Here is an 18,492-nt window from a genome sequence, read left to right on the forward strand (position 1 = left end):
GATCCTCATCTGACGCCTCAGTCGATGTGACCGGGGACGATCCGCCCGTTCTCGAACCGATCCGGCACGTAGGTTCCCGACACCGATCCGCCGTCGAAGGCCGCCAGCACCAGGAAGGCGACGATGGTCAGCACGAAGCCGATCGCCGCCAGCTTGGCGAGCGGCGCCCGCGCCTCGACCTCGAGCAGATCGCCGTCGCTGCCCCGGAATTTCGCGACGATCGCCCACACCGCGAAGGGAAGAAGGAACAGCGCGACCTGGATCGCCACCAGCCGAATCATGAAGTCTCCTCACTCGCCGGATCCGGTTCGCCGATGCCGATCCCCGGCGTCCCCGGGGCCGGCGGCGCGCCGCGACCATAGGTCCGCTCGAAGATCTGTCGGACGATCCCGGCCGTCACCCCCCAGATATAGCGATCGCCGAAGGGCATTTCATAGAAATATCGCCGCCGCCCCTGCCAGACCCGATTGCCGACGCGGTGATTGGCGCCGTTCATCAGGAACCCGAGCGGCACCTCGAACACGTCCGCCACCTCGTGCGGATTGGCGACGAGCTCGACCCCCGGCCGGACCAACCCGATCACCGGCACGATCCGGTATCCGGAATTGGAGGCATAGGCCGGGAAGCATCCGAGCGGCATCACATGAGCGCGGTCGAGCCCGATCTCTTCCTCCGCCTCGCGCAGGGCCGCCTCGATCGGCCCGGAATCCTCCCGGTCGATCTTGCCACCGGGAAAGGCGACCTGCCCGGCATGGGAGGAGAGATGCTCGGTCCGCTGCGTCAGGATCACCCCCGCCTCGCGCGGCCGGGTGACGATCGGCACGAGCACCGCCGCGTCGCGCAGCGTCGCCCGCGCCATCGAGGCCGCGAGCGAGGGATTGAGCGTTGTGTCGCCGAACCGGGGCGGCAGCGTCACCTCGTCGCCCTCGCGAACGAGATGGGGCGCGACCCGAGCGGCGAAGGCCTCGGCGCGATAATCGATCGGACCACCGCTCATGAGAGTCTCTCGAGCTCGGCGGTCGGCACCACGGGGAAGAAGCGGCCCGCGCTCCACACCCCGAACCAGGTCTCTCCGTCGATCACGCTCTCCGAGCCGCGCTCGACGAGATCGTAGAGAACGGCCCGGGTCAGCCGCGCCTCGAGCCGCCCCCGCACCAGGACATAGGGCTTGAGGCCGTGATTGTGCTCGTCGTGGGCGAAGCGCAGCGGATGAGCGTCGTCGACGGTGACGACGTCGCCGACATTGGTGCGGAACCCCAGCACCTGGGCCTCGTCCTCGCCCTCCGCCGACAGCTCGACGGCGAGGAACGGCACGTCCTCGACGGTGATGCCGCATTTCTCCACAGGCGTGACCAGATAGGTGCGGCCGTCGTCGTCGCGTCGGAGCACCGAGGCGAACAGACGCACCATCGCCTCGCGCCCGATCGGCGTGCCGCCGTAGAACCACGTCCCGTCGGCCGCGATGCGCATGTCGATGTCGCCGCAGAAGGGCGGATTCCAGCGCTCCACGGGCGCCGGCCCGCGTCCGCCGCCGGCCTCGCCGAGCCGCGCCGCCAACCCTGTGATGCCCGTCGATCCGGTCGTCGCCGTCTTGTCCTCGACCACGGTTTCGCCGTCTCCTCACCGCACCATGTCGCGATGCGACGTTTCGGGGTGCCATCCGTCCCCGATCCTGTCAAACTCCCGCCCCCGAGGGAAGACGCCCGCGATCAACTCCCCACGCACGATCGTCCGGGACCCGAGATCGAGACCTGTGGACGCCATCATGACCGAGCCGACGACCGAGACCTCCGATGCGACCGTCGTCGCGCGCGCCGAACGGGCGATCGAGCGCATGAGCCGCGTGCGCGAGGCCATCGGCCGCGTCGTCTTCGGCCAGGAGGAGGTGGTCGAGCGCGCCCTGGTGACGCTGCTCTCCGGCGGTCACGGCCTCCTCGTCGGGGTGCCCGGCCTCGCCAAGACCCGCCTCGTCGAGACTCTCGGCGTGGTGCTCGGCCTCGACACCCGCCGCATCCAATTCACCCCCGATCTGATGCCCTCCGACATCCTCGGCTCGGAAGTGCTCGATCAGGCCCCCGACGGCACCCGCTCGTTCCGCTTCGTGAAGGGGCCGGTCTTCACCCGTCTCCTGATGGCCGACGAGATCAACCGCGCGAGCCCGCGCACCCAGTCCGCCCTGCTCCAGGCGATGCAGGAGGCCCACGTCACCATCGCCGGCGTCCGTCACGATCTGCCGCGCCCGTTCCACGTCCTCGCCACCCAGAACCCGCTGGAGCAGGAGGGCACCTACCCCCTGCCCGAGGCCCAGCTCGACCGCTTCCTGATGCAGATCGATGTCGATTGGCCCGATCTCGCCACCGAGCGCCGCATCCTGCTCGAGACCACCGGCGCGAGCGAGACCAAGCCCGAGCCGGTCCTCGGCGGCGACGAACTGATGGATCTCCAGGCCCTGGTGCGCCTGATGCCGGTCGGCGAGAGCGTCGTCGACGCCATTCTCGCCCTGGTCCGCTCCGCCCGTCCCGCCGGTCCGCCCGCCCCGAACGATCCCGCCGCCGCCGTCGCCTGGGGTCCCGGCCCGCGCGCCGGTCAGGCCCTGATGCTGACGGTGCGCGCCCGCGCCCTCCTCCAGGGTCGCCTCGCCCCCGACGTCGGCGACGTGATCGCACTCGCCGAGCCGATCCTGCAGCATCGCATGGCGCTGACCTTCGCCGCCCGCGCCGACGGCGTCGGCGTGCGCGACGTCGTCGCCCGCCTCACCGCCCGCATCGGCTGACCCGCCACACGAGGCCCGAGCCCTTGGATCGTCCGTCCCCCGCCGTCCCGCCCCACCCGCCGTCGTCCGCGACGAAGGCGGGGGCGCGACCGCGCGACGCCCGGCCGCTCCTCGCCGCCCGCCGTCTCGCCGAGGCCCTGCCCGATCTCCTGGTCGAGGCCAACCGCGTCGCCGCCACCGTCGCCGCCGGCTGGCACGGCCGCCGCCGCGTCGGCGCCGGCGAGACCTTCTGGCAATATCGCCCCCACATCCCCGGCGAGCCGACCCACGCCATCGACTGGCGCCGCTCGGCGCGCGGCGACGATCTCCACGTGCGGGAACGGGAATGGGAAGCCGCCCACACCGTCTGGATCGTCCTCGACCGCAGCCGCTCGATGGACTGGCGCTCCGATCTCGCTTCCGTCACCAAGGCCGAGCGCGCCCTGGTGCTGGCCCTGGCACTCGCCGAACTCCTCGGCCGCGCCGGCGAGCGCGTCGGCGTCCCCGGCCTTCTCGCCCCGCGCGCCGACCGCCGCTCCGCCGAACGCCTCGCCGAGGCGCTCGCCCGCGCCGAGAACGACGCCGTCCCCGCGCCCACCGCCCCGGTCGGGCGCGCCTGCGAGGTGGTGGCGATCGGCGATCTCCTCGACGACCCCGGCGCGATCGAGGCGCGGCTCGGCCGCTTCTCCGCCGAGGGCGCGCGCCTCCACCTGCTCAGGGTCCACGACCCGGCCGAGGCGGCGCTGCCCTGGTCCGGGCCGATCGAATTCCGCGACCCCGAGACCGGCGAGCGCTTCCACGGCCGCCGCGCCGAGGCGCTGGTCGCCGGCTGGTCGGACCGCTGGGCCGCCCATGGCGAGGCGCTCGCCCGTCTCGCCGCCCGCCACCGCTGGAGCCTCGTCACCCACGCCACCGACCGCCCGGCGAGCGAGGCCCTGCTCGCCCTCCACGCCGCCCTCGGCGGCGCGCGCCACCTCGACGGCGGACGAGGGCAACGGCGATGAGCGCGCTCCTCGCCCTCGGCTTCGGCGCCCCGGCCGCGCTGCTCGCGCTCCTCGCGCTGCCGGCGCTGATCTGGCTGTTGCGGCTCACCCCGCCGCGCCCGAAGACGGTCGACTTCCCGCCGACCGCCCTGATGCGCGATCTCGAGAACCGCGAGGAGACCCCGGCCCGCACGCCGTGGTGGCTTCTTCTCCTGCGCGTCGCCGTGGTCGCCTGCCTCGCCCTCGCCCTCGCCCGGCCGGTTCTGAACCCCGGCGGCGACGACGACGGCGGCACCGGCCCGCTGTGGCTCCTGGTCGACGACGGTTGGCCCGCCGCCGCCCATTGGGAGGAGACCGTCGCCCGGCTCTCCCGCCGCCTCGACGCCGCCGAGGCGCGCGGCCGCCCGGTGGTGCTGATCGGGCTCGCCGGCGAGGCCGATCAGACTTTCGCGCCGCAGAGCGTGGAGGCCGCCCGCCGCCGCCTCGCCGTCGCAGCGCCCCACCCCTGGGCCGAGACCCGCGCGGCGCTCCTGCCGGCGCTCGCCCGCTCCGCCGAGACCGATCCGCCCGGCTCCGTCGTCTGGGTCGCCCATGGCGCCGACCTCGCCCCGGCGGCCGAGACCCGCGCCTTCCTCGACGGTCTCGTGAAGGCCGCGAAGGACGCCCCGATCGCCGTCTCGCTCCCCGGCCGGGTCGACGCGATCGCCGTCGACCGGCTCGACAACGGCGCCGAGGCGATCACCGCCGGCCTCCTCCGCGCCGAGACCGGCGGCGGCGAGGAGGGCCGCCTCGCCGCGCTCGATCGCAAGGGCCGCCGCCTCGCCGAGGTGCCCTGGCGCTTCGAGGCCGGCGCCCCCCGCGCCGAGGTCCGCTTCGAACTGCCGCTCGATCTGCGCAACGACGTCGCCCGGGTCGAGATCGTCGATCGTCCCGGCGCCGGCGCCACCCGTCTCGTCGACGACCGCTGGCGCCGCCGAACCGTCGGCCTCGTCACCGGCACCGGCTTCGACCGCGACCAGCCCCTGCTCGCCCCGACCCATTATCTCGACGCCGCCCTCGCCCCGGTCTCCGAGCGGCGCCTGCCCAAGGCGACCGAGATCGGCGCCGGCATCCGCGAGCTGATCGATCACGGCCTCTCGGTCCTGGTGCTCGCCGACGTCGGCGCGGTGCCGCCCGACGCCGCCGCCGCGCTCGCCGCCTGGGTCGAGAAGGGCGGCATCCTGCTGCGTTTCGCCGGACCGCGCCTCGCCGCCGCCGCGACCGACGATCCGCTCCTGCCGGTCGGCCTGCGCCGGGGCGAACGCGCGCTCGGCGGCGCCCTCTCCTGGGCGAGCCCGCGCGGCCTCGGCCCCTTCCCCAAGACCGGCCCCTTCGCCGATCTGACCGCGCCCTCCGAGGTCCGCGTCACCCGCCAGATCCTCGCCGAGCCCGGCCCCGAACTCGCCGAACGCACCTGGGCCGCGCTGACCGACGGCACGCCCGTCGTCACCGCCGTCCCGCGCGGACGCGGGCGCATCGTGCTGTTCCACGTCGGCGCCGACACCGCCTGGTCGGATCTGCCGCTCTCCGGCGTCTTCCCGAAGATGCTGCGCCGGATCGTCGCCCTCGCCGGCGCCCCGGCCACCGCGCCGGCCGACGCCGCCGCGACGGAGGCCGGGACCTCCGCCCCCGCCGCGACCGCCCTCGCCGCGACCGATCGCGCCACGCTGCCGCCCTGGCGGCTCCTCGACGGCTTCGGCCGGCTCGGCCCGCCCGGCCCCGAGGCCCGGCCGATCACCGCCGCCGCGATCGCCGGGACCCGTCCCGACCGCCGTCACCCGCCCGGCCTGTGGGGCCGTGGCGAGGCCCTCGCCGCGCTCCAGCCGATCGCCTCCGGCGCGACGCTGGAACCGCTCGAGCCGCGCCTCGCCGAGGCGAAGGTGACGCTCCTCGGCCGGGCCGGCGCCGACGCCACCCCGCTCGCCCCCGGCTTCCTGGTGGCGGCGATCGTCGCCGCCCTGATCGACGCGATCCTCCGCCTCGCCCCCGCGTGGTGCCGCCGCCGCCCGCGCCCCGGCCTCGCCGCGAGCCTCGTCGTCGCCGCCGCCCTCGGCCTCCTCGCCCTCGCCCCGAGCCCGGCCCATGCGGCGGAGGCGCCGCCGATCGACGACAAGGCGAAGGCCGCCGCCCTCGCCCCGCGCCTCGCCTGGATCGAGACCGGCGACGCCACCCTCGACGACGTCGCCCGGCGCGGCCTTCTCGGCCTGTCGCGCGCGCTCGCCGACCGCACCTCCTTCGAGCCCGCCGACCCGGTCGGGGTCGATCCGGCGAGCGACGATCTCACCGTCTATCCGCTGCTCTATTGGCCGGTGGCGCCGGACGCCGCCGTGTCGCCCAAGGCCCTCGCCCGGGTCGACGCCTACATGCGCTCCGGCGGCACGGTCGTCTTCGACACCCGCGACGCCGACGAAGCCGAGGCCCTGCGCGGCACCGGCCGCTCGACCCCGGCCGGCGCGGCGCTGCGCCGTCTCCTCACCGGGCTCGATCTGCCGGAGCTGGAGCCGGTGCCCCCCGACCACGTCCTCGGCCGCACCTTCTATCTCTTGCAGGCCTTCCCCGGCCGGTTCGACGGGCGCCTCTGGGTCGAGGCGTCCGGCGCCGAGCCGCGCGACGATCTCGCCCCGGCCGGCCCCGCTCCGGACGGCGCCCCCGGCGAGCGCGCCGCGCCCGCCCGCCCCGTCCGCGCCGCCGACGGCGTCTCGCCGATCCTCGTCACCGGCAACGATCTGGTCGGCGCCTGGGCCCGCACCGACGGCGACGACGACCTCCTGCCGATGGCGAGCGCCGATCCGCGCGGCCGCGAAATGGCGCTGCGCACCGGCATCAACCTGGTGATGTACGTGCTGACCGGCAACTACAAGGCCGATCAGGTCCACATCCCCGCCCTGCTCGAGAGGCTCGGCCGATGAGCGGGAGGCGCGCGCGATGACCTGGAGCCTCGACTTCGCCCCCTTCGTCGGGTCGACGCTGCTGATCGGCCTCGGCCTCGCCGTCGCGGCCGTCGCCGTCGCCGGCCTCCTCGCGCGCCGTCGCGGCGCCGGCCTGCGCGCGCTCACGCTCGCCCTTCTCTTCCTCGCCCTGACCGGCCCGGAGATCCGCCGCGAACGCTCGGAGACCCTGCCCGGCGTCGTCGTGCTCCTGACCGACCGCTCGGCCAGCCAGCGCCTGCCCGGCCGCGAGGCGACCACCGAGGCCACCCGCGCCGGCATGGTCGAGCGCCTGCGCGCGCTCCCCGGCATCGAACTGCGCGAGGCGATCTTCGACGACCGGACCGACCCCGGCGGCGACGGCACCCGCCTCTTCGAGACCCTCGCCCGCACCCTCGCCGACGTGCCGCCCGAACGTGTCTCGGGCGTCGTCGCGATCACCGACGGCGTCGTCCACGACGTCCCGGCGAACCCCGCCGGGCTCGGCTTCACCGCGCCCGTCCATGCCCTGATCACCGGCCGCGCCGACGAGATCGACCGCCGCACCGTGGTCGTCGCCGCACCGCGCTTCGGCCTCGTCGGCAAGACCCAGACGCTGACCTTCCGTGTCGACGACGAGGGCGTCGCCGGCCCGCGCCCGCCGGTCGAGGTGCGCCTCGCCCGCGACGGCACCGAGATCGCCCGCCGCAAGGTGACGCCGGGTCGGCCGTTCTCCTTCGAGGTCGAGGTGCCGCATGCCGGCGAGATCGTCTTCGAGGCGACGGTCGAGCCGCTTCCCGGCGACGTCACGCCCCTCGACGATCGCGCCGTGGTGAGCCTTCGCGGCGTGCGCGAGAACCTGCGCGTGCTGCTGATCTCCGGCGAGCCCCACCCCGGCGAGCGCGCCTGGCGCAACCTCCTGAAATCCGACGCCTCGGTCGACCTCGTCCATTTCACCATCCTGCGCCAGCCCGAGAAGCAGGATCTGGTGCCGGTCGGCGAACTGGCGCTGATCGCCTTCCCGACCCGCGAATTGTTCCAGGAGCGGCTGCGCGACTTCGACCTGATCGTCTTCGACCGCTATCGCCGGCGCGGCCTGCTGACCTGGGGCTATTTCCACAACATCGTCGACTATGTCCGCGCCGGTGGCGCCGTCCTGGTGGCGAGCGGCCCCGATCTCGCCGACCCGGACGGCCTGACCGACACGCCCCTCGGCGAGATCCTGCCCGCCACCGCCCGCGACGCGCCCGCCGTCGATCCGTTCCGCCCGGCGCTGACCACCCTCGGCACCCGCCACCCGGTCACCCGCGACCTGCCCGGCGGCGGCACGACGCCCGACTGGGGACGCTGGCTGCGCCTCTCCCCGGTCACCGCCGCGCCCGACGCCGCCACCCTGCTTGCCGGCCCGGCCGAGCGCCCGCTTCTGTTGCTCGCCCATCGCGGCAAGGGCCGCGTCGGCCTCCTCGCCTCCGATCAGATCTGGCTGTGGGCGCGCGGCTTCGACGGTGGCGGCCCGCATGGGCCACTGCTGCGCCGCGTCGCCCATTGGCTGATGAAGGAACCCGACCTCGAGGAGGAGGCGCTGCGCCTGGCGAGCGACGGCCGCACCCTCACGATCGAGCGCCACACCCTCGCAGACACCGCCGCCCCGGTCACCGTGACCGACCCCACCGGCCGCGAGCGCAAGATCGATCTCGCCGCCGCCGAGCCCGGCCTGTGGCGTGGCGGTCTGCCCGCCGACGTCCAGGGCCTCTGGCGCGCGAGCGACGGCAAACTGACCGCCCTCGCCCATGTCGGCCCCGCCGATCCGCTCGAATTCGCGGCGATGCGTTCGACCGAGGCGATGCTGCGCCCGCTCGCCACGGCGACCGGCGGCTCGGTCCGCCGCCTCCTCGCCGGCCCGGGCGACACGCCCCGGCTGCCGCGCGTCACCGTGCGCGACGGCGCCGGCCCCCGGGCCGGCGACGATTGGATCGGACTTTCGGCCTCGCGCGCGGTCGTCACCAGGGGCGCCGAGCGCACCGCGCTCGCCTCCGGCCTCGCCGCCGTGGCGCTCCTCTTCGCGCTCTTCGCGGCGGTGTGGTGGCGCGAGGGGCGCTGACCTCGCTCGCTCGGCGCGGCGTCGATCGGCGTGGCGAAGATCAGTGCGGCGCCCGCGCGACCAGCCCCTGCGCCGCCTCGCGCGCGCCCTCGACCAGTTCGGCGACGAGCACCCGGCGCGGATCGACCGGCCCCGGCATCCGCACCCGCTCCGGCGACACCGGATGGAACCCGAGCCGGCCGTAATAGGGGCCGTCGCCGACGAGAAGCACCAGCCGATGCCCGGCCGCCGCCGCCCGCGCCAGGGTCTCGCGCACCAGCGCGCGGCCGATGCCCCGGTTCTCGAAGTCCGGATCGACCGCGAGCGGCCCGAGCAGCAGCGCCGGCTCCGCGCCGATCAGGATCGGAGTCATGGTGACGGACCCGGCCAGACGCGGCCCGACCCGCGCCACCAGCGACAGATCGGGATCGGCCGCCACCCCCTCGCGCAGACGCGAGGCGGTGCGGGCGAACCGGCCCGGTCCGAAGGCATGGTCGTGCAACGCGGCGATCGCGTCGTGGTCGGCGGCCGTCTCGGGCCGTATTTCGGGAGAAAGATCGATCATGTGGAGCGCATCCGGTCGTCGGGTCGAACCGTCGCGCTCCTCGGCCGAGCCGCGCCGAACGCTCGACGTCAACGAGCGAGGGCGGCGGCGCGGTCGCGACGGGGCGCGACGACGGCAGGGGCGAAGCCCCGTCGCTCGGTTCGTCGTCGCTGAATGCGCGCCATCGGCATCGTCACGCCCGTCTCGTTCGTCGCCCGGATCGCGGGCCCGGCAGCCGGTAGCACGACAGCCGAGGCCGACGCAAGTCCGAGTTCCCTCACCACACCCGCTCCGGCCGCCGCCCCTCGATCACCTCGACAATCCGCCGCGCCGTCGCCCCGGTCACCCCCTCCGGCAACGTGTCGGGCGCGAAGAACCCGACCTCCGCGATCTCGCCGGTCCGCGCCCGCGCCGTCGCCGCCTCGGTCCGGCCGACGAAGAAGGCGACGTGGTCGCGCGGCGACACGCGGATGTTGAGGTGCATCGATACCAGTCGCGGCGGCTCGACGAGAACCACCGCCGTCTCCTCGAGAACTTCCCGCTCCGCCGCCTCCGCCGCGGTCTCGTTCGCCTCGACACCCCCTCCCGGAAAATACCATCCGGGGACATAGGTATGTCGCAGGAGCAGAACACGCCCGTCGGGGCCGAAGACCAGCGCGCGCGCACCCAGGGTGGTTCGCGCCGCCAGTCGCGCCTTCAGAACCGCAAGACGCCTTGCCGCCGAAGCGATCAGGGGCCATTCACGCATGATTCACCTCGTTCACCGATCACGGAGCCGACCATGGCACGATTGTGACGCTTTCCGACGGCCATGCATGGCACGCATGGGTGACCGGCTCGCCTCCGACTGGTTCTTTCTCGAGCAATTGCATATATCTGCGTCATACGAATTCAACGAGGCGATGTCGCCCTCGGTCCACGACGGATCGACGGTTCCCGTCGTCGTCGCCGAGAGGCGCCGACGGCCCCGCTCGCCCGAACTCTGGAAGACGACGATGTTCTCGCTGTTCCGCCGCAAGGCCCCCAAGACCACCTCCTACACCTGGAAGCCCGCGCTCGATCTCACCGATCCCCGCGTCTCGGCGATCCTGAAGACCTTCGGCTGGGCCTGATCGCCCCGCCATGCCGTGCCGTTCGAGGCGGATCCCGGGGGGATCCGCCTTTTTTTTGTGCCGTCACACCGCCGTGTTCGCCCTTGTGCAGGCTGGACGTCCGCCTTCCGGAACGGTAGTTCCTGCCGCATGTTTCGCCTCGCTCACGTCTCCGATCCCCACCTCGGCCCGCTGCCCGACGTTCGCCTCCGCGAACTGATGGGAAAGCGCATGCTCGGCTGGATCAATTGGCGCCTCAATCGCGGCCGCGGCGGCATGCGCCCCGCCGTCCTCGGCGATCTCGTCGCCGATCTCCGGGCTCATGGCCCCGATCATGTCGCGGTCACCGGCGACATCGTCAACATCGCCCTCGACGCCGAACTCGAGCCGGCCCGCCGCTGGCTCGCCTCGCTCGGGCCGGCGCGCGACGTCTCCGCCGTCCCCGGCAACCACGACGCCTATGTGCCGAGCGCCGTCAAGCGGACGTCGGAAGCCTGGGGCGCCTTCATGAAGGGCGACGACGCCGGCGAGACCATCCACTGGCCCTATGTGCGCCGCCGTGGCCCGGTCGCGATCATCGGCGTCTCCTCGGCCGAGGCGACCGCCCCCTTCATGGCGACCGGCCGCTTCGAGGCGGGTCAGGCACTGCGTCTGACCGAACTGCTCGAGCACACCGCCCGCGACGGCCTCTATCGCGTGGTGTTGATCCACCATCCGCCCGCGCGCAAGCCGATCCATTGGGCCGGCCGCCTGATCGGCGCCTCGCGCCTGCGCAAGGTGATCCAGACCCACGGCGCCGAGCTGATCCTGCACGGCCACACCCACCGCTCCTCCGTCGAATGGCTCGCCGGGCCTCACCGTCCGGTACCGCTGGTGGGCGTGCCCTCGGCCTCGCGCAATCCCGGCCCCGACCGCCGCGGCGCCGGCTGGAACCTGTTCGAGATCGACGGGGAGCCCGGCGCCTGGCGCACCCTCAGGATCGAACGCGGGTTCCGCGACGCGACCTCCGGCCTGATCGAGATCTCGCGCCGCAAGCTCCTGCCCGAGGACCAGTCCTCATGACCGGCGCTCCCGAGACACCGCTGCGCGACAGCGCCGTCCGCGTCGCCGAGGCCGCCCGCGCCCTCGGCCTTGCCGTCACCGTGCGCGAGATGCCCGGCTCGACCCGCACCGCCCAGGAGGCGGCCGACGCCTGCGGCTGCACGCTCGCCCAGATCGCCAAATCGCTGATCTTTCGCGGCAAGACCAGCGGAACGCCATGGCTGTTCCTGGTCTCCGGCGCCAATCGGGTCGCCGAGAAGCGCATGGTCGAGGTGATCGGCGAGCCCGTCGTCCGGGTCGATGCCGACGACGTCCGGGCGCTGACCGGCTATGCCATCGGCGGCGTGCCGCCCTTCGGCCACGCGACCGCCCTTCCGACCGTCATGGACGAGGATCTCTTCGCCCATGACGTGATCTGGGCCGCCGCCGGCACCCCCTTCGCGGTCTTCGAGACGACGCCGCGCGCCCTCGCCGACGCCGTCGGCGCCCGCATCGCCCGCGTGTCGTGACGCGCGAGCCCTCTCGGCACGCTCGCGGTTTTTCGCGCCGGCCTCTCGCCACCGCCGCCGCCGGGCGCTAGAGGTGGAGCGCCCGCGCGCCGGTCCGAAGGAGCGATCATGAGCCGCCTCGCCGATCTCCTGCCCGATCTCGGCCGTCGCACCCTGGTGATGGGCATCCTCAACGCCACGCCCGACAGTTTCTCCGACGGCGGCCGCTGGAACGAACTCGACGCGGCACTCACCCACGCCCGCGACATGATCGCCGAAGGCGCCGACCTCCTCGACGTCGGCGGCGAATCGACCCGCCCCGGCCACACGCCCGTCGACGCCGCCGACGAGATCGCCCGCGTCGTCCCCGTGATCGAACGCCTCGCCTCGGAGACCGCGCTGCCGATCTCGATCGACACCTTCAAGGCGGCGACCGCCGAGGCCGCCTTCCGCGCCGGCGCCACCCTCCTCAACGACGTCTGGGGCCTCACCCGCGATCCCGACCTCGCTCGCGTCGCCGCCGATCACGGCGCTCCCGTGATCGTGATGCACAACCGCGACACGCCCGATCCGGACGCCGACGTCGTCGCGGAGATGCGCGCCTTCTTCGCCCGCTCGATCGAGATCGCGCTCGCCGCCGGCATCCCCGAGGACGACGTCGTGATCGATCCCGGCATCGGCTTCGGCAAGACGCCGGAACAGGATCTCGCCGCCCTCGCCCGCCTCGACGAGCTGAAGGACCTAGGCCGGCCGATCCTGCTCGGAACCTCGCGCAAGCGCATCGTCGGGCGCATTCTCGACCTGCCCCCGTCCGAGCGGCTCTACGGCACGCTCGCCACCAATGTCGTCGGTTGCTGGCTCGGCGCCGACATCCTGCGCGTCCACGACGTGCGGCCTCACGTCGAGGCCGCGAAGGTCACCGACGCCCTCGTCCGGAGTCGTGCATGACCGACCGCATCCTGCTCACCCGCATCGCCGTCTACGCCTATCACGGCATCCACCCGGAGGAAGAACGGCTCGGCCAGCGCTTCTACGTCTCGCTCGATTGCCGGCTCGATCTCCGCCCCGCCGCCGTCGCCGACGACTGGAAGCGCACCGTCTCCTACGACCGCCTCGCCAAGATCGTGGTCGACGTCGCCACCGAGCGCCGCTTCTCGCTGATCGAGGCACTGGCCGAGGTGATCGCCAAGCAGATCCTGACCACCTATTCCCAGATCCACACCGTCACCGTGAAGGTGGAGAAGCCGGCCGCGCCGATCCCCACCATCCTCGACGGCGTCGCCATCGAGATCGAGCGCCGCCGCGATGGCTGACGCACTGATCGGCCTGGGCGGCAATCTCGGCGACGTCGCCGCGACCTTCCGCGCCGCCCTCGCCCGGCTCGAGGCCGGCGGCTGCCGGATCGTCGCGCGCTCGTCGCTGTGGAAGACGCCGCCCTGGGGCGTCGCCGATCAGCCGGCCTTTCTGAACGCCTGCATCCGCGTCGAGACCGATCTCTCCCCCCGCGCCCTGCTCGATCTGTGTCTGGCCACCGAGACCGCGCTCGGCCGGGTCCGGACCGAGAAATGGGGCCCGCGCACCCTCGACCTCGACCTCCTCGACGTCGACGGCCTCGCCGTCGACGAGCCCGGCCTGACCCTGCCGCATCCCTGGATCGGTGAACGCGCCTTCGTGCTGGTGCCCCTCGCCGAGATTGCGGCGGACCGGGTCGTCGCCCGACGAAGCGTCGGCGAGATGGCGGCGGCGAGCGACCGCGCCGGCCTCGAACGGGTCGGATCCTTCGCGTGAAGCACCCGAATCGGAATCGGAACGTGAAGGCGTGAAGGCGGACCTGGAAGTTCAGCCGGTGGCCCCAAGCGATTCTCGGGACTCGTCTTTTGCGAAGAGCCTCGAGCGGCGCTCGTGATCTCCCCGGCCTCAGGCGGCGTCGCGCGCCGTCTTGGTCCGGGCGAGATCCTCGATCAGCGCCGCCGCCGCCTCGACCGTCTCGACCACCTGTTCCAGCCCGCCGCCGAAGGCGCGGAAGCCCTCGACATGGTCGGCCGTGACCCCGACCAGCAGCGGCACGCCGAGCTCGACCGCGCGCTCCACCACTTGGCGGAACCCGTGGCCCTCGATCTCGCGCTTGCCGAATTTCGACAGGACCAGAAGGTCGGGCAGCGTCTCGCCGGAGAGCGCGGCGAGCGCCAGACCCGCCGCCTCCTCGAGTGCGGCGTGATCCATGCGGCAGCCGCGCGTGTCCTTGCCGCGATCCTCCGAGAGGGGGATCTTGCGCCCCGAGCCGAGGTCGACCAGCGTCATGTCGCAGCGCCGGCGGTCGGGCCGCCGCTCGTCGTGCTGGATCATGCCGGCGACGTCGAGCCCGAGGCCGAGCGCCGCCTCCGCGAGCCGCCCCATCACCGCGCCCTCGCCGGTCGAATAGACCAGCGCCGCCAGGATCGGATCGTCGTGAGCCATGGTCATGCGCCCTTCGGCCGGAAGGCGATCATCCGCTCCGGCTTGGTGTCGAGCCGGTAGCCCCCGGCGAGATCGATGCAATAGGGAACCGCCGGCATCACCGCGTCGAGACAGTCGCGGATCGAGGCGGGCTTGCCCGGCAGGTTGATGATCAGCGAGGACCCGCGCAGACCCGCCTCCTGCCGCGACAGGATCGCCGTCGGCACGATCGTCAGGCTCTTCGCCCGCATCGCCTCGCCGAAGCCCGGCATCATCCGGTCGCAGACGGCGACGAGCGCCTCCGGCGTCACGTCGCGCGGCGCCGGTCCGGTGCCGCCCGTGGTCACCACCAGTGAGCAGCCCTCGCCGTCGCAGAGTTCGATCAGCGCCGCCTCGATCGCCGGCTGCTCGTCCTCGACGATCCGCTTGACGATCCGGAACGGCGTCGCCAGCACCTCGGCGAGATAGGTCTCGATCGCCGGGCCCGACAGGTCCTCGTAGATGCCGCGCGAGGCGCGATCGGAGACGGTGACGACGCCGATGGGCACGGCGGTGGACGGGGTCTTCTCGTCGGTCATGCGATCTTTCCGAGGGTCTGATGAGGTCGGCCGGTGCGGACGCCCTATTTTCTCGCCCATCAAAGCCCCCGGTCTTATCGAGGATCAAGGGCGGGATCACCCGCACGTGGGATCACCCTCGAGAATTTCCTCCCAAAGAAGGATGAAACCCCCATGGCGAGAACCGCCGAAGGATTGCGCGCCCATCGCGGCCCCGCCCTGCTCGCCGGTGGCTTCCGGCCCTTCTTCCTCCTCGCCGCCGCCTGGGCCGCGATCGCCATCCTCCTGTGGCTGCCGATCTGGGAGGGCCTGATCACCCTGCCGACCGCCTTCTCGCCACTCGATTGGCATGTCCACGAACTGCTCTACGGCTACGGCCCGGCCGCGATCGCCGGCTTCCTCCTCACCGCGATCCCCAATTGGACCGGCCGCCTGCCGGTGGTCGGCCGGCCGCTCGCGCTCCTCGCCGGCCTCTGGGCACTCGGCCGCCTCGCCGTCTTCGTCTCCGCGGCGATCGGCGCGATCCCGGCGGCCGTCGTCGACGTCGCCTTTCTCGCCGCCCTCGCCTTCGTCGCCGGCCGCGAGGTCGTCGCCGGCAAGAACGGCCGCAACCTGAAGGTCGTCGGCCTGATCGTCCTCCTCGCCCTCGGCAACGCGATCTTCCACCTCGAGACGATCACCCGCGGCACCGCCGCCTTCGGCCTGCGCATCGGCATCGCCGCGACGCTGATGCTGATCGTGATCATCGGCGGCCGCATCGTCCCGAGCTTCACCATCAACTGGCTGCGCAATCGCGGCCCCGGCGCCGCCGCCAGACCCTTCGCCCGCTTCGACATGGTGGTGAGCGGCGCGACCGCCGCCGCCCTCGCCCTCTGGGTCGCCTGGCCCGAGGGGCCGGTCACCGCCGGCGTGCTGCTGGTGACCGGCCTCGCCCATCTCGTCCGCCTCGCCCGTTGGGCCGGCTGGCGCACCTGGGACGAGAAGCTGGTGGTGGTGCTCCACGTCGCCTATCTCTTCGTCGCCCTCGGCTTCCTGCTGCTCGCCGCGAGCCTCTTCGGCGCGCCGCTCCTGCCCTCCGCCGCGCTCCACGCCTGGACCGTCGGCGCCATCGGCCTGATGACGCTGGCGGTGATGACACGGGCGAGCCTCGGCCATACCGGCCGCCCGCTCCGCGCGACCCGGCCGATCGCCCTCCTCTATCTCGGCGGGCTCGTCGCCGCCCTCGCCCGCATCGCCATGGGGCTCGGCTCGGCGGAATTCCTGTTGCTCCACCTCGCCGCCGTCGGCTGGCTCGTCGCCTTCGCCGGCTTCGTGGTGATCTACGCCCCGATCCTCGCCCGGCCACGCTGAGCCGAAACGGAAACGGGGGGCGGTCCCGCGACCGCCCCCCCCGTCTCTCGTCGTCCGTCGTCGCGATCGCGCCGCCGTCAGTGCCCCATCGGCTTCATGCCGGAATGGTCCATCGGCTTCGCCGCCATGTCCTGGACCTGGAACTCGACCTCGACCTTGCCGGCCTTCTCGAAGGCGAGCGTGCCCTTGAAGGTCTGCCCCGCCTCGAGCGGCTTCTTCAGACCGATGAACATCACGTGATAGCTGCCCGGCTTGAAGGCGACGCTGCCGCCGGCCGGAATGACGATGCCCTGGTCGAGCGGCTTCATCTTCATGATGCCGTCGATCACCGCCATCTCGTGTATCTCGACCTTGGCCGAGACGTCGGCGGAGGCCGACACCAGACGGTCCGGCGCGCCGCCGGAATTGGTGATGGTCATGTAGCCGGCACCGACCGGCGCCGACTTCGGCGTCGCCCGGCTCCAGGGATGATCGATCTTCAGCGCGCCGACCGTGTAGTCGTGGGCGAAGGCCGCGCCGGACGCGAGGACGAGGCCGGCGGCGAGAGCGAGTGTGCGGATGAGGGCCATGATGGGTCTTTCTTGTGGAGCGTCGCTCGGTCGGCGGATCTCGCCGCGACCTCGATCGCGAACGAGAGCACCGGACCATCGACCACACCGCCGAAGCGGCGTCATTGTCGTCGGATAAGTCGCAAGAATCGAGGTCACGCCCACCGTGGTGGCCCGCGCGCCCGCGCTCGCACCACACTCGCCGAACGCCAGGCCTCGGCGACGACCGTCACCGGCTCGATCCCGCGCCCCGGCGGCGGTGGCGGCACGATCTCCGCGACCGCCCCGAGGCCCGGCGCGGCGAAGAGAACGCAGGCGTCGCAGACCCGAAGCGTCGGCCCGCCCACGGGCGCGCCGTCCTTCGCCGACACCGGCCGCGACGCCACGCAGAACGAGCCGAAGGCGATGTTCGAGGAGCCGATCGTCGCCGTGGCCGCGTCGAACCCCGGCAACGGCCGATGCGCGAATCCGACGAGAATCGTCGCCACGGTGAGACACACCGCAGCCGCAAATCGCATCCAGGGTCGAGTTGCGCGTTCGATCATGACGGGAGCTTGCGAAATTCCGGAATGTTCCGTCAATCCGCAACTCTCGCGACTCCCCGCCGCGCCCCCGGCCTTGCGTCGGAGCAGCCGGCGTGGTTACGGTGACGACAGGATGGTGCTGCGTCGGTGCTTCGCCGGCGCGCTGAAAAGGGAACACGGAAACGCGACGTCGCCGAGCGATCGACGCCGTCGGAAGCCGTGGCTGCCCCCGCAACTGTATGCGGAGAGGGTTCGGTCCCCGAGGGTCGCGGTCGCCGCGACCGGCCACTGATCTCCCCGAGTTCCACCCGGGGGCGCGAGATCGGGAAGGCTCGACCGAACCACGACGACCCGCGAGCCAGGAGACCTGCCATCCGTCGTTGCGTCGTTCGCGTCCCTCGGGCGGGGTGTCCCGGCAGACGTGCCCTTTGTTCCGAGGAAGCGGAACGGGCAATATCGGGCGGCGCGCTCGAAGTCAGAGGTGGACGACATGCACATCATGGAAGGTTTCCTCCCCGCGAGTCATGCGCTGGGATGGACCATCGTATCCGCACCCTTCGTCGTGGCCGGCGCGGTCTCCCTGCGCCGGATCCTGCGCGACCGCCCCGAGGCGCGCCTGACGCTGGCCGCCGCCGGCGCCTTCACCTTCGTTCTCTCGGCCCTGAAGCTGCCGAGCGTCACTGGCTCCTGCTCCCACCCGACCGGCACCGGCCTCGGCGCGATCGCCTTCGGCCCCTCGGTGATGGCGCTGATCGGCACCATCGTCCTGCTGTTCCAGGCGCTGCTTCTCGCCCACGGCGGCCTGACCACTCTCGGCGCCAACGTCTTCTCCATGGCGATCGTCGGCCCCTGGGTCGGCTGGGCCGCCTGGAAGGCCGCCTCCGCCGTCGGACTGCCGGCCTCCGTCGGGGTCTTCCTCGGCGCCGCGCTGGCCGATCTCTCGACCTATCTGGTGACCTCCTTCGAGCTCGCCCTCGCCTTCCCCGATCCGGCGTCCGGCTTCTTCGGTGCCTTCGTCAAGTTCGCCGGCATCTTCGCGGTGACGCAGGTTCCGCTGGCGATCGCCGAGGGTCTCCTGGTGATCGTGGTGATGAACGCCCTGATCGGCCGCCTGCCCGGCCGCATCGACGGCACGATCGCGGGAGTGCGCTGA

The 18,492-nt window shown here is 72.9% G+C and carries 21 protein-coding genes and 1 riboswitch; of the genes, 12 read left to right on the forward strand and 9 right to left on the reverse strand.

Annotated elements, in window-relative coordinates; translation table 11 throughout:
• Positions 1 to 17 precede the first annotated feature (17 nt).
• The 3 genes from J3S89_RS04995 to J3S89_RS05005 are packed head-to-tail and all read right to left on the reverse strand — an operon-like array spanning position 18 to position 1,605.
• Positions 18 to 281 (reverse strand): DUF6111 family protein, encoded by a 264-nt coding sequence (locus J3S89_RS04995; protein WP_217926375.1) that lies wholly within the window; start codon positions 279 to 281, stop codon positions 18 to 20.
• Positions 278 to 997, reverse strand: a complete 720-nt coding sequence (locus J3S89_RS05000; RefSeq protein ID WP_217926376.1) for a CoA pyrophosphatase — start codon at positions 995 to 997, stop codon at positions 278 to 280. The genes J3S89_RS04995 and J3S89_RS05000 overlap by 4 nt, the downstream gene beginning before the upstream one ends.
• On the reverse strand, positions 994 to 1,605 hold the full coding sequence (locus J3S89_RS05005; RefSeq protein WP_420801354.1) for a DUF1285 domain-containing protein: 612 nt from the start codon (positions 1,603 to 1,605) through the stop codon (positions 994 to 996). Before J3S89_RS05005 ends, J3S89_RS05000 begins: the two co-directional genes overlap by 4 nt.
• Before the next feature lie 160 nt (positions 1,606 to 1,765).
• On the opposite strand from J3S89_RS05005, the gene J3S89_RS05010 reads away from it, so the two are divergent.
• From J3S89_RS05010 to J3S89_RS05025, 4 genes are read left to right on the forward strand one after another with little or no spacing between them, the layout of a single operon-like run.
• Complete coding sequence (locus J3S89_RS05010; RefSeq protein WP_217926377.1) at positions 1,766 to 2,773, forward strand: AAA family ATPase; 1,008 nt, start codon at positions 1,766 to 1,768, stop codon at positions 2,771 to 2,773.
• Positions 2,774 to 2,796: 23 nt separating this feature from the next.
• On the forward strand, positions 2,797 to 3,756 hold the full coding sequence (locus tag J3S89_RS05015; protein ID WP_217926378.1) for a DUF58 domain-containing protein: 960 nt from the start codon (positions 2,797 to 2,799) through the stop codon (positions 3,754 to 3,756).
• Positions 3,753 to 6,683 carry a DUF4159 domain-containing protein gene (locus tag J3S89_RS23360; RefSeq protein WP_217926379.1) on the forward strand — a complete coding sequence of 977 codons (2,931 nt, stop codon included), beginning with the start codon at positions 3,753 to 3,755 and terminating at the stop codon, positions 6,681 to 6,683. Before J3S89_RS05015 ends, J3S89_RS23360 begins: the two co-directional genes overlap by 4 nt.
• A gap of 16 nt (positions 6,684 to 6,699) precedes the next feature.
• On the forward strand, positions 6,700 to 8,781 hold the full coding sequence (locus J3S89_RS05025; protein WP_217926380.1) for a hypothetical protein: 2,082 nt from the start codon (positions 6,700 to 6,702) through the stop codon (positions 8,779 to 8,781).
• Between the two features lie 40 nt (positions 8,782 to 8,821).
• Here J3S89_RS05025 and J3S89_RS05030 read toward each other — a convergent pair whose 3' ends face one another.
• Together J3S89_RS05030 and J3S89_RS05035 are read right to left on the reverse strand one after the other, a co-directional pair.
• Complete coding sequence (locus J3S89_RS05030) at positions 8,822 to 9,325, reverse strand: GNAT family N-acetyltransferase (protein ID WP_217926381.1); 504 nt, start codon at positions 9,323 to 9,325, stop codon at positions 8,822 to 8,824.
• A 256-nt stretch (positions 9,326 to 9,581) separates the two neighbouring features.
• Positions 9,582 to 10,052: an NUDIX domain-containing protein gene (locus tag J3S89_RS05035; RefSeq protein ID WP_217926382.1), complete on the reverse strand. Its 471-nt coding sequence runs from the start codon at positions 10,050 to 10,052 to the stop codon at positions 9,582 to 9,584.
• Positions 10,053 to 10,119: 67 nt separating this feature from the next.
• Here J3S89_RS05035 and J3S89_RS05040 point away from each other — a divergent pair, with 67 nt between their 5' ends.
• The 6 genes from J3S89_RS05040 (at position 10,120) to folK (ending at position 13,712) form a co-directional block, all read left to right on the forward strand.
• The gene (locus tag J3S89_RS05040) at positions 10,120 to 10,416 is read left to right on the forward strand and encodes a hypothetical protein (protein WP_217926383.1); all 297 of its coding nucleotides are present in this window, start codon (positions 10,120 to 10,122) and stop codon (positions 10,414 to 10,416) included.
• 129 nt (positions 10,417 to 10,545) lie between these two features.
• On the forward strand, positions 10,546 to 11,457 hold the full coding sequence (locus tag J3S89_RS05045; RefSeq protein ID WP_217926384.1) for a metallophosphoesterase family protein: 912 nt from the start codon (positions 10,546 to 10,548) through the stop codon (positions 11,455 to 11,457).
• Positions 11,454 to 11,945 (forward strand): YbaK/EbsC family protein, encoded by a 492-nt coding sequence (locus J3S89_RS05050; RefSeq protein ID WP_217926385.1) that lies wholly within the window; start codon positions 11,454 to 11,456, stop codon positions 11,943 to 11,945. Before J3S89_RS05045 ends, J3S89_RS05050 begins: the two co-directional genes overlap by 4 nt.
• Positions 11,946 to 12,053: 108 nt before the next feature.
• Positions 12,054 to 12,872: a dihydropteroate synthase gene (folP, locus tag J3S89_RS05055; protein WP_217926386.1), complete on the forward strand. Its 819-nt coding sequence runs from the start codon at positions 12,054 to 12,056 to the stop codon at positions 12,870 to 12,872.
• A complete protein-coding gene (folB, locus tag J3S89_RS05060) occupies positions 12,869 to 13,237 on the forward strand; it encodes a dihydroneopterin aldolase (protein ID WP_217926387.1) in 369 nt (122 codons plus the stop codon). The genes folP and folB overlap by 4 nt, the downstream gene beginning before the upstream one ends.
• The gene (gene folK, locus J3S89_RS05065) at positions 13,230 to 13,712 is read left to right on the forward strand and encodes a 2-amino-4-hydroxy-6-hydroxymethyldihydropteridine diphosphokinase (RefSeq protein ID WP_217926388.1); all 483 of its coding nucleotides are present in this window, start codon (positions 13,230 to 13,232) and stop codon (positions 13,710 to 13,712) included. Before folB ends, folK begins: the two co-directional genes overlap by 8 nt.
• 129 nt (positions 13,713 to 13,841) lie before the next feature.
• On the opposite strand, the gene J3S89_RS05070 is transcribed toward folK, so the two are convergent.
• Together J3S89_RS05070 and mog are read right to left on the reverse strand one after the other, a co-directional pair.
• Complete coding sequence (locus J3S89_RS05070; RefSeq protein WP_217926389.1) at positions 13,842 to 14,387, reverse strand: DUF2478 domain-containing protein; 546 nt, start codon at positions 14,385 to 14,387, stop codon at positions 13,842 to 13,844.
• The gene (mog, locus tag J3S89_RS05075; protein WP_217926390.1) at positions 14,384 to 14,938 is read right to left on the reverse strand and encodes a molybdopterin adenylyltransferase; all 555 of its coding nucleotides are present in this window, start codon (positions 14,936 to 14,938) and stop codon (positions 14,384 to 14,386) included. Before mog ends, J3S89_RS05070 begins: the two co-directional genes overlap by 4 nt.
• A 153-nt stretch (positions 14,939 to 15,091) precedes the next feature.
• Here mog and J3S89_RS05080 point away from each other — a divergent pair, with 153 nt between their 5' ends.
• Positions 15,092 to 16,267 carry an NnrS family protein gene (locus tag J3S89_RS05080; protein WP_217926391.1) on the forward strand — a complete coding sequence of 392 codons (1,176 nt, stop codon included), beginning with the start codon at positions 15,092 to 15,094 and terminating at the stop codon, positions 16,265 to 16,267.
• Between the two features lie 77 nt (positions 16,268 to 16,344).
• Here J3S89_RS05080 and J3S89_RS05085 read toward each other — a convergent pair whose 3' ends face one another.
• The gene (locus J3S89_RS05085) at positions 16,345 to 16,836 is read right to left on the reverse strand and encodes a copper chaperone PCu(A)C (protein ID WP_217926392.1); all 492 of its coding nucleotides are present in this window, start codon (positions 16,834 to 16,836) and stop codon (positions 16,345 to 16,347) included.
• Between the two features lie 134 nt (positions 16,837 to 16,970).
• On the reverse strand, positions 16,971 to 17,303 hold the full coding sequence (locus J3S89_RS05090) for a hypothetical protein (RefSeq protein ID WP_217926393.1): 333 nt from the start codon (positions 17,301 to 17,303) through the stop codon (positions 16,971 to 16,973).
• Between the two features lie 153 nt (positions 17,304 to 17,456).
• Positions 17,457 to 17,728: riboswitch (cobalamin riboswitch) on the forward strand.
• A 101-nt stretch (positions 17,729 to 17,829) separates the two neighbouring features.
• On the opposite strand from J3S89_RS05090, the gene J3S89_RS05095 reads away from it, so the two are divergent.
• A complete protein-coding gene (locus J3S89_RS05095; RefSeq protein WP_217926394.1) occupies positions 17,830 to 18,492 on the forward strand; it encodes an energy-coupling factor ABC transporter permease in 663 nt (220 codons plus the stop codon).

The organism is Pinisolibacter aquiterrae, from assembly GCF_019160155.1.
Lineage (GTDB): Bacteria > Pseudomonadota > Alphaproteobacteria > Rhizobiales > Ancalomicrobiaceae > Pinisolibacter > Pinisolibacter aquiterrae.

Bases quoted from the DNA above. Each gene is read 5' to 3' on its own strand.
- J3S89_RS04995 (WP_217926375.1), bottom strand. From the start codon at position 281: ATGATTCGGCTGGTGGCGATCCAGGTCGCGCTGTTCCTTCTTCCCTTC.
- J3S89_RS05000 (WP_217926376.1), bottom strand. From the start codon at position 997: ATGAGCGGTGGTCCGATCGATTATCGCGCCGAGGCCTTCGCCGCTCGG.
- J3S89_RS05010 (WP_217926377.1), top strand. From the start codon at position 1,766: ATGACCGAGCCGACGACCGAGACCTCCGATGCGACCGTCGTCGCGCGC.
- J3S89_RS23360 (WP_217926379.1), top strand. From the start codon at position 3,753: ATGAGCGCGCTCCTCGCCCTCGGCTTCGGCGCCCCGGCCGCGCTGCTC.
- J3S89_RS05025 (WP_217926380.1), top strand. From the start codon at position 6,700: ATGACCTGGAGCCTCGACTTCGCCCCCTTCGTCGGGTCGACGCTGCTG.
- J3S89_RS05030 (WP_217926381.1), bottom strand. From the start codon at position 9,325: ATGATCGATCTTTCTCCCGAAATACGGCCCGAGACGGCCGCCGACCAC.
- J3S89_RS05035 (WP_217926382.1), bottom strand. From the start codon at position 10,052: ATGCGTGAATGGCCCCTGATCGCTTCGGCGGCAAGGCGTCTTGCGGTT.
- J3S89_RS05040 (WP_217926383.1), top strand. From the start codon at position 10,120: ATGGCACGCATGGGTGACCGGCTCGCCTCCGACTGGTTCTTTCTCGAG.
- J3S89_RS05045 (WP_217926384.1), top strand. From the start codon at position 10,546: ATGTTTCGCCTCGCTCACGTCTCCGATCCCCACCTCGGCCCGCTGCCC.
- J3S89_RS05050 (WP_217926385.1), top strand. From the start codon at position 11,454: ATGACCGGCGCTCCCGAGACACCGCTGCGCGACAGCGCCGTCCGCGTC.
- folP (WP_217926386.1), top strand. From the start codon at position 12,054: ATGAGCCGCCTCGCCGATCTCCTGCCCGATCTCGGCCGTCGCACCCTG.
- folB (WP_217926387.1), top strand. From the start codon at position 12,869: ATGACCGACCGCATCCTGCTCACCCGCATCGCCGTCTACGCCTATCAC.
- folK (WP_217926388.1), top strand. From the start codon at position 13,230: ATGGCTGACGCACTGATCGGCCTGGGCGGCAATCTCGGCGACGTCGCC.
- J3S89_RS05070 (WP_217926389.1), bottom strand. From the start codon at position 14,387: ATGACCATGGCTCACGACGATCCGATCCTGGCGGCGCTGGTCTATTCG.
- mog (WP_217926390.1), bottom strand. From the start codon at position 14,938: ATGACCGACGAGAAGACCCCGTCCACCGCCGTGCCCATCGGCGTCGTC.
- J3S89_RS05080 (WP_217926391.1), top strand. From the start codon at position 15,092: ATGGCGAGAACCGCCGAAGGATTGCGCGCCCATCGCGGCCCCGCCCTG.
- J3S89_RS05085 (WP_217926392.1), bottom strand. From the start codon at position 16,836: ATGGCCCTCATCCGCACACTCGCTCTCGCCGCCGGCCTCGTCCTCGCG.
- J3S89_RS05095 (WP_217926394.1), top strand. From the start codon at position 17,830: ATGCACATCATGGAAGGTTTCCTCCCCGCGAGTCATGCGCTGGGATGG.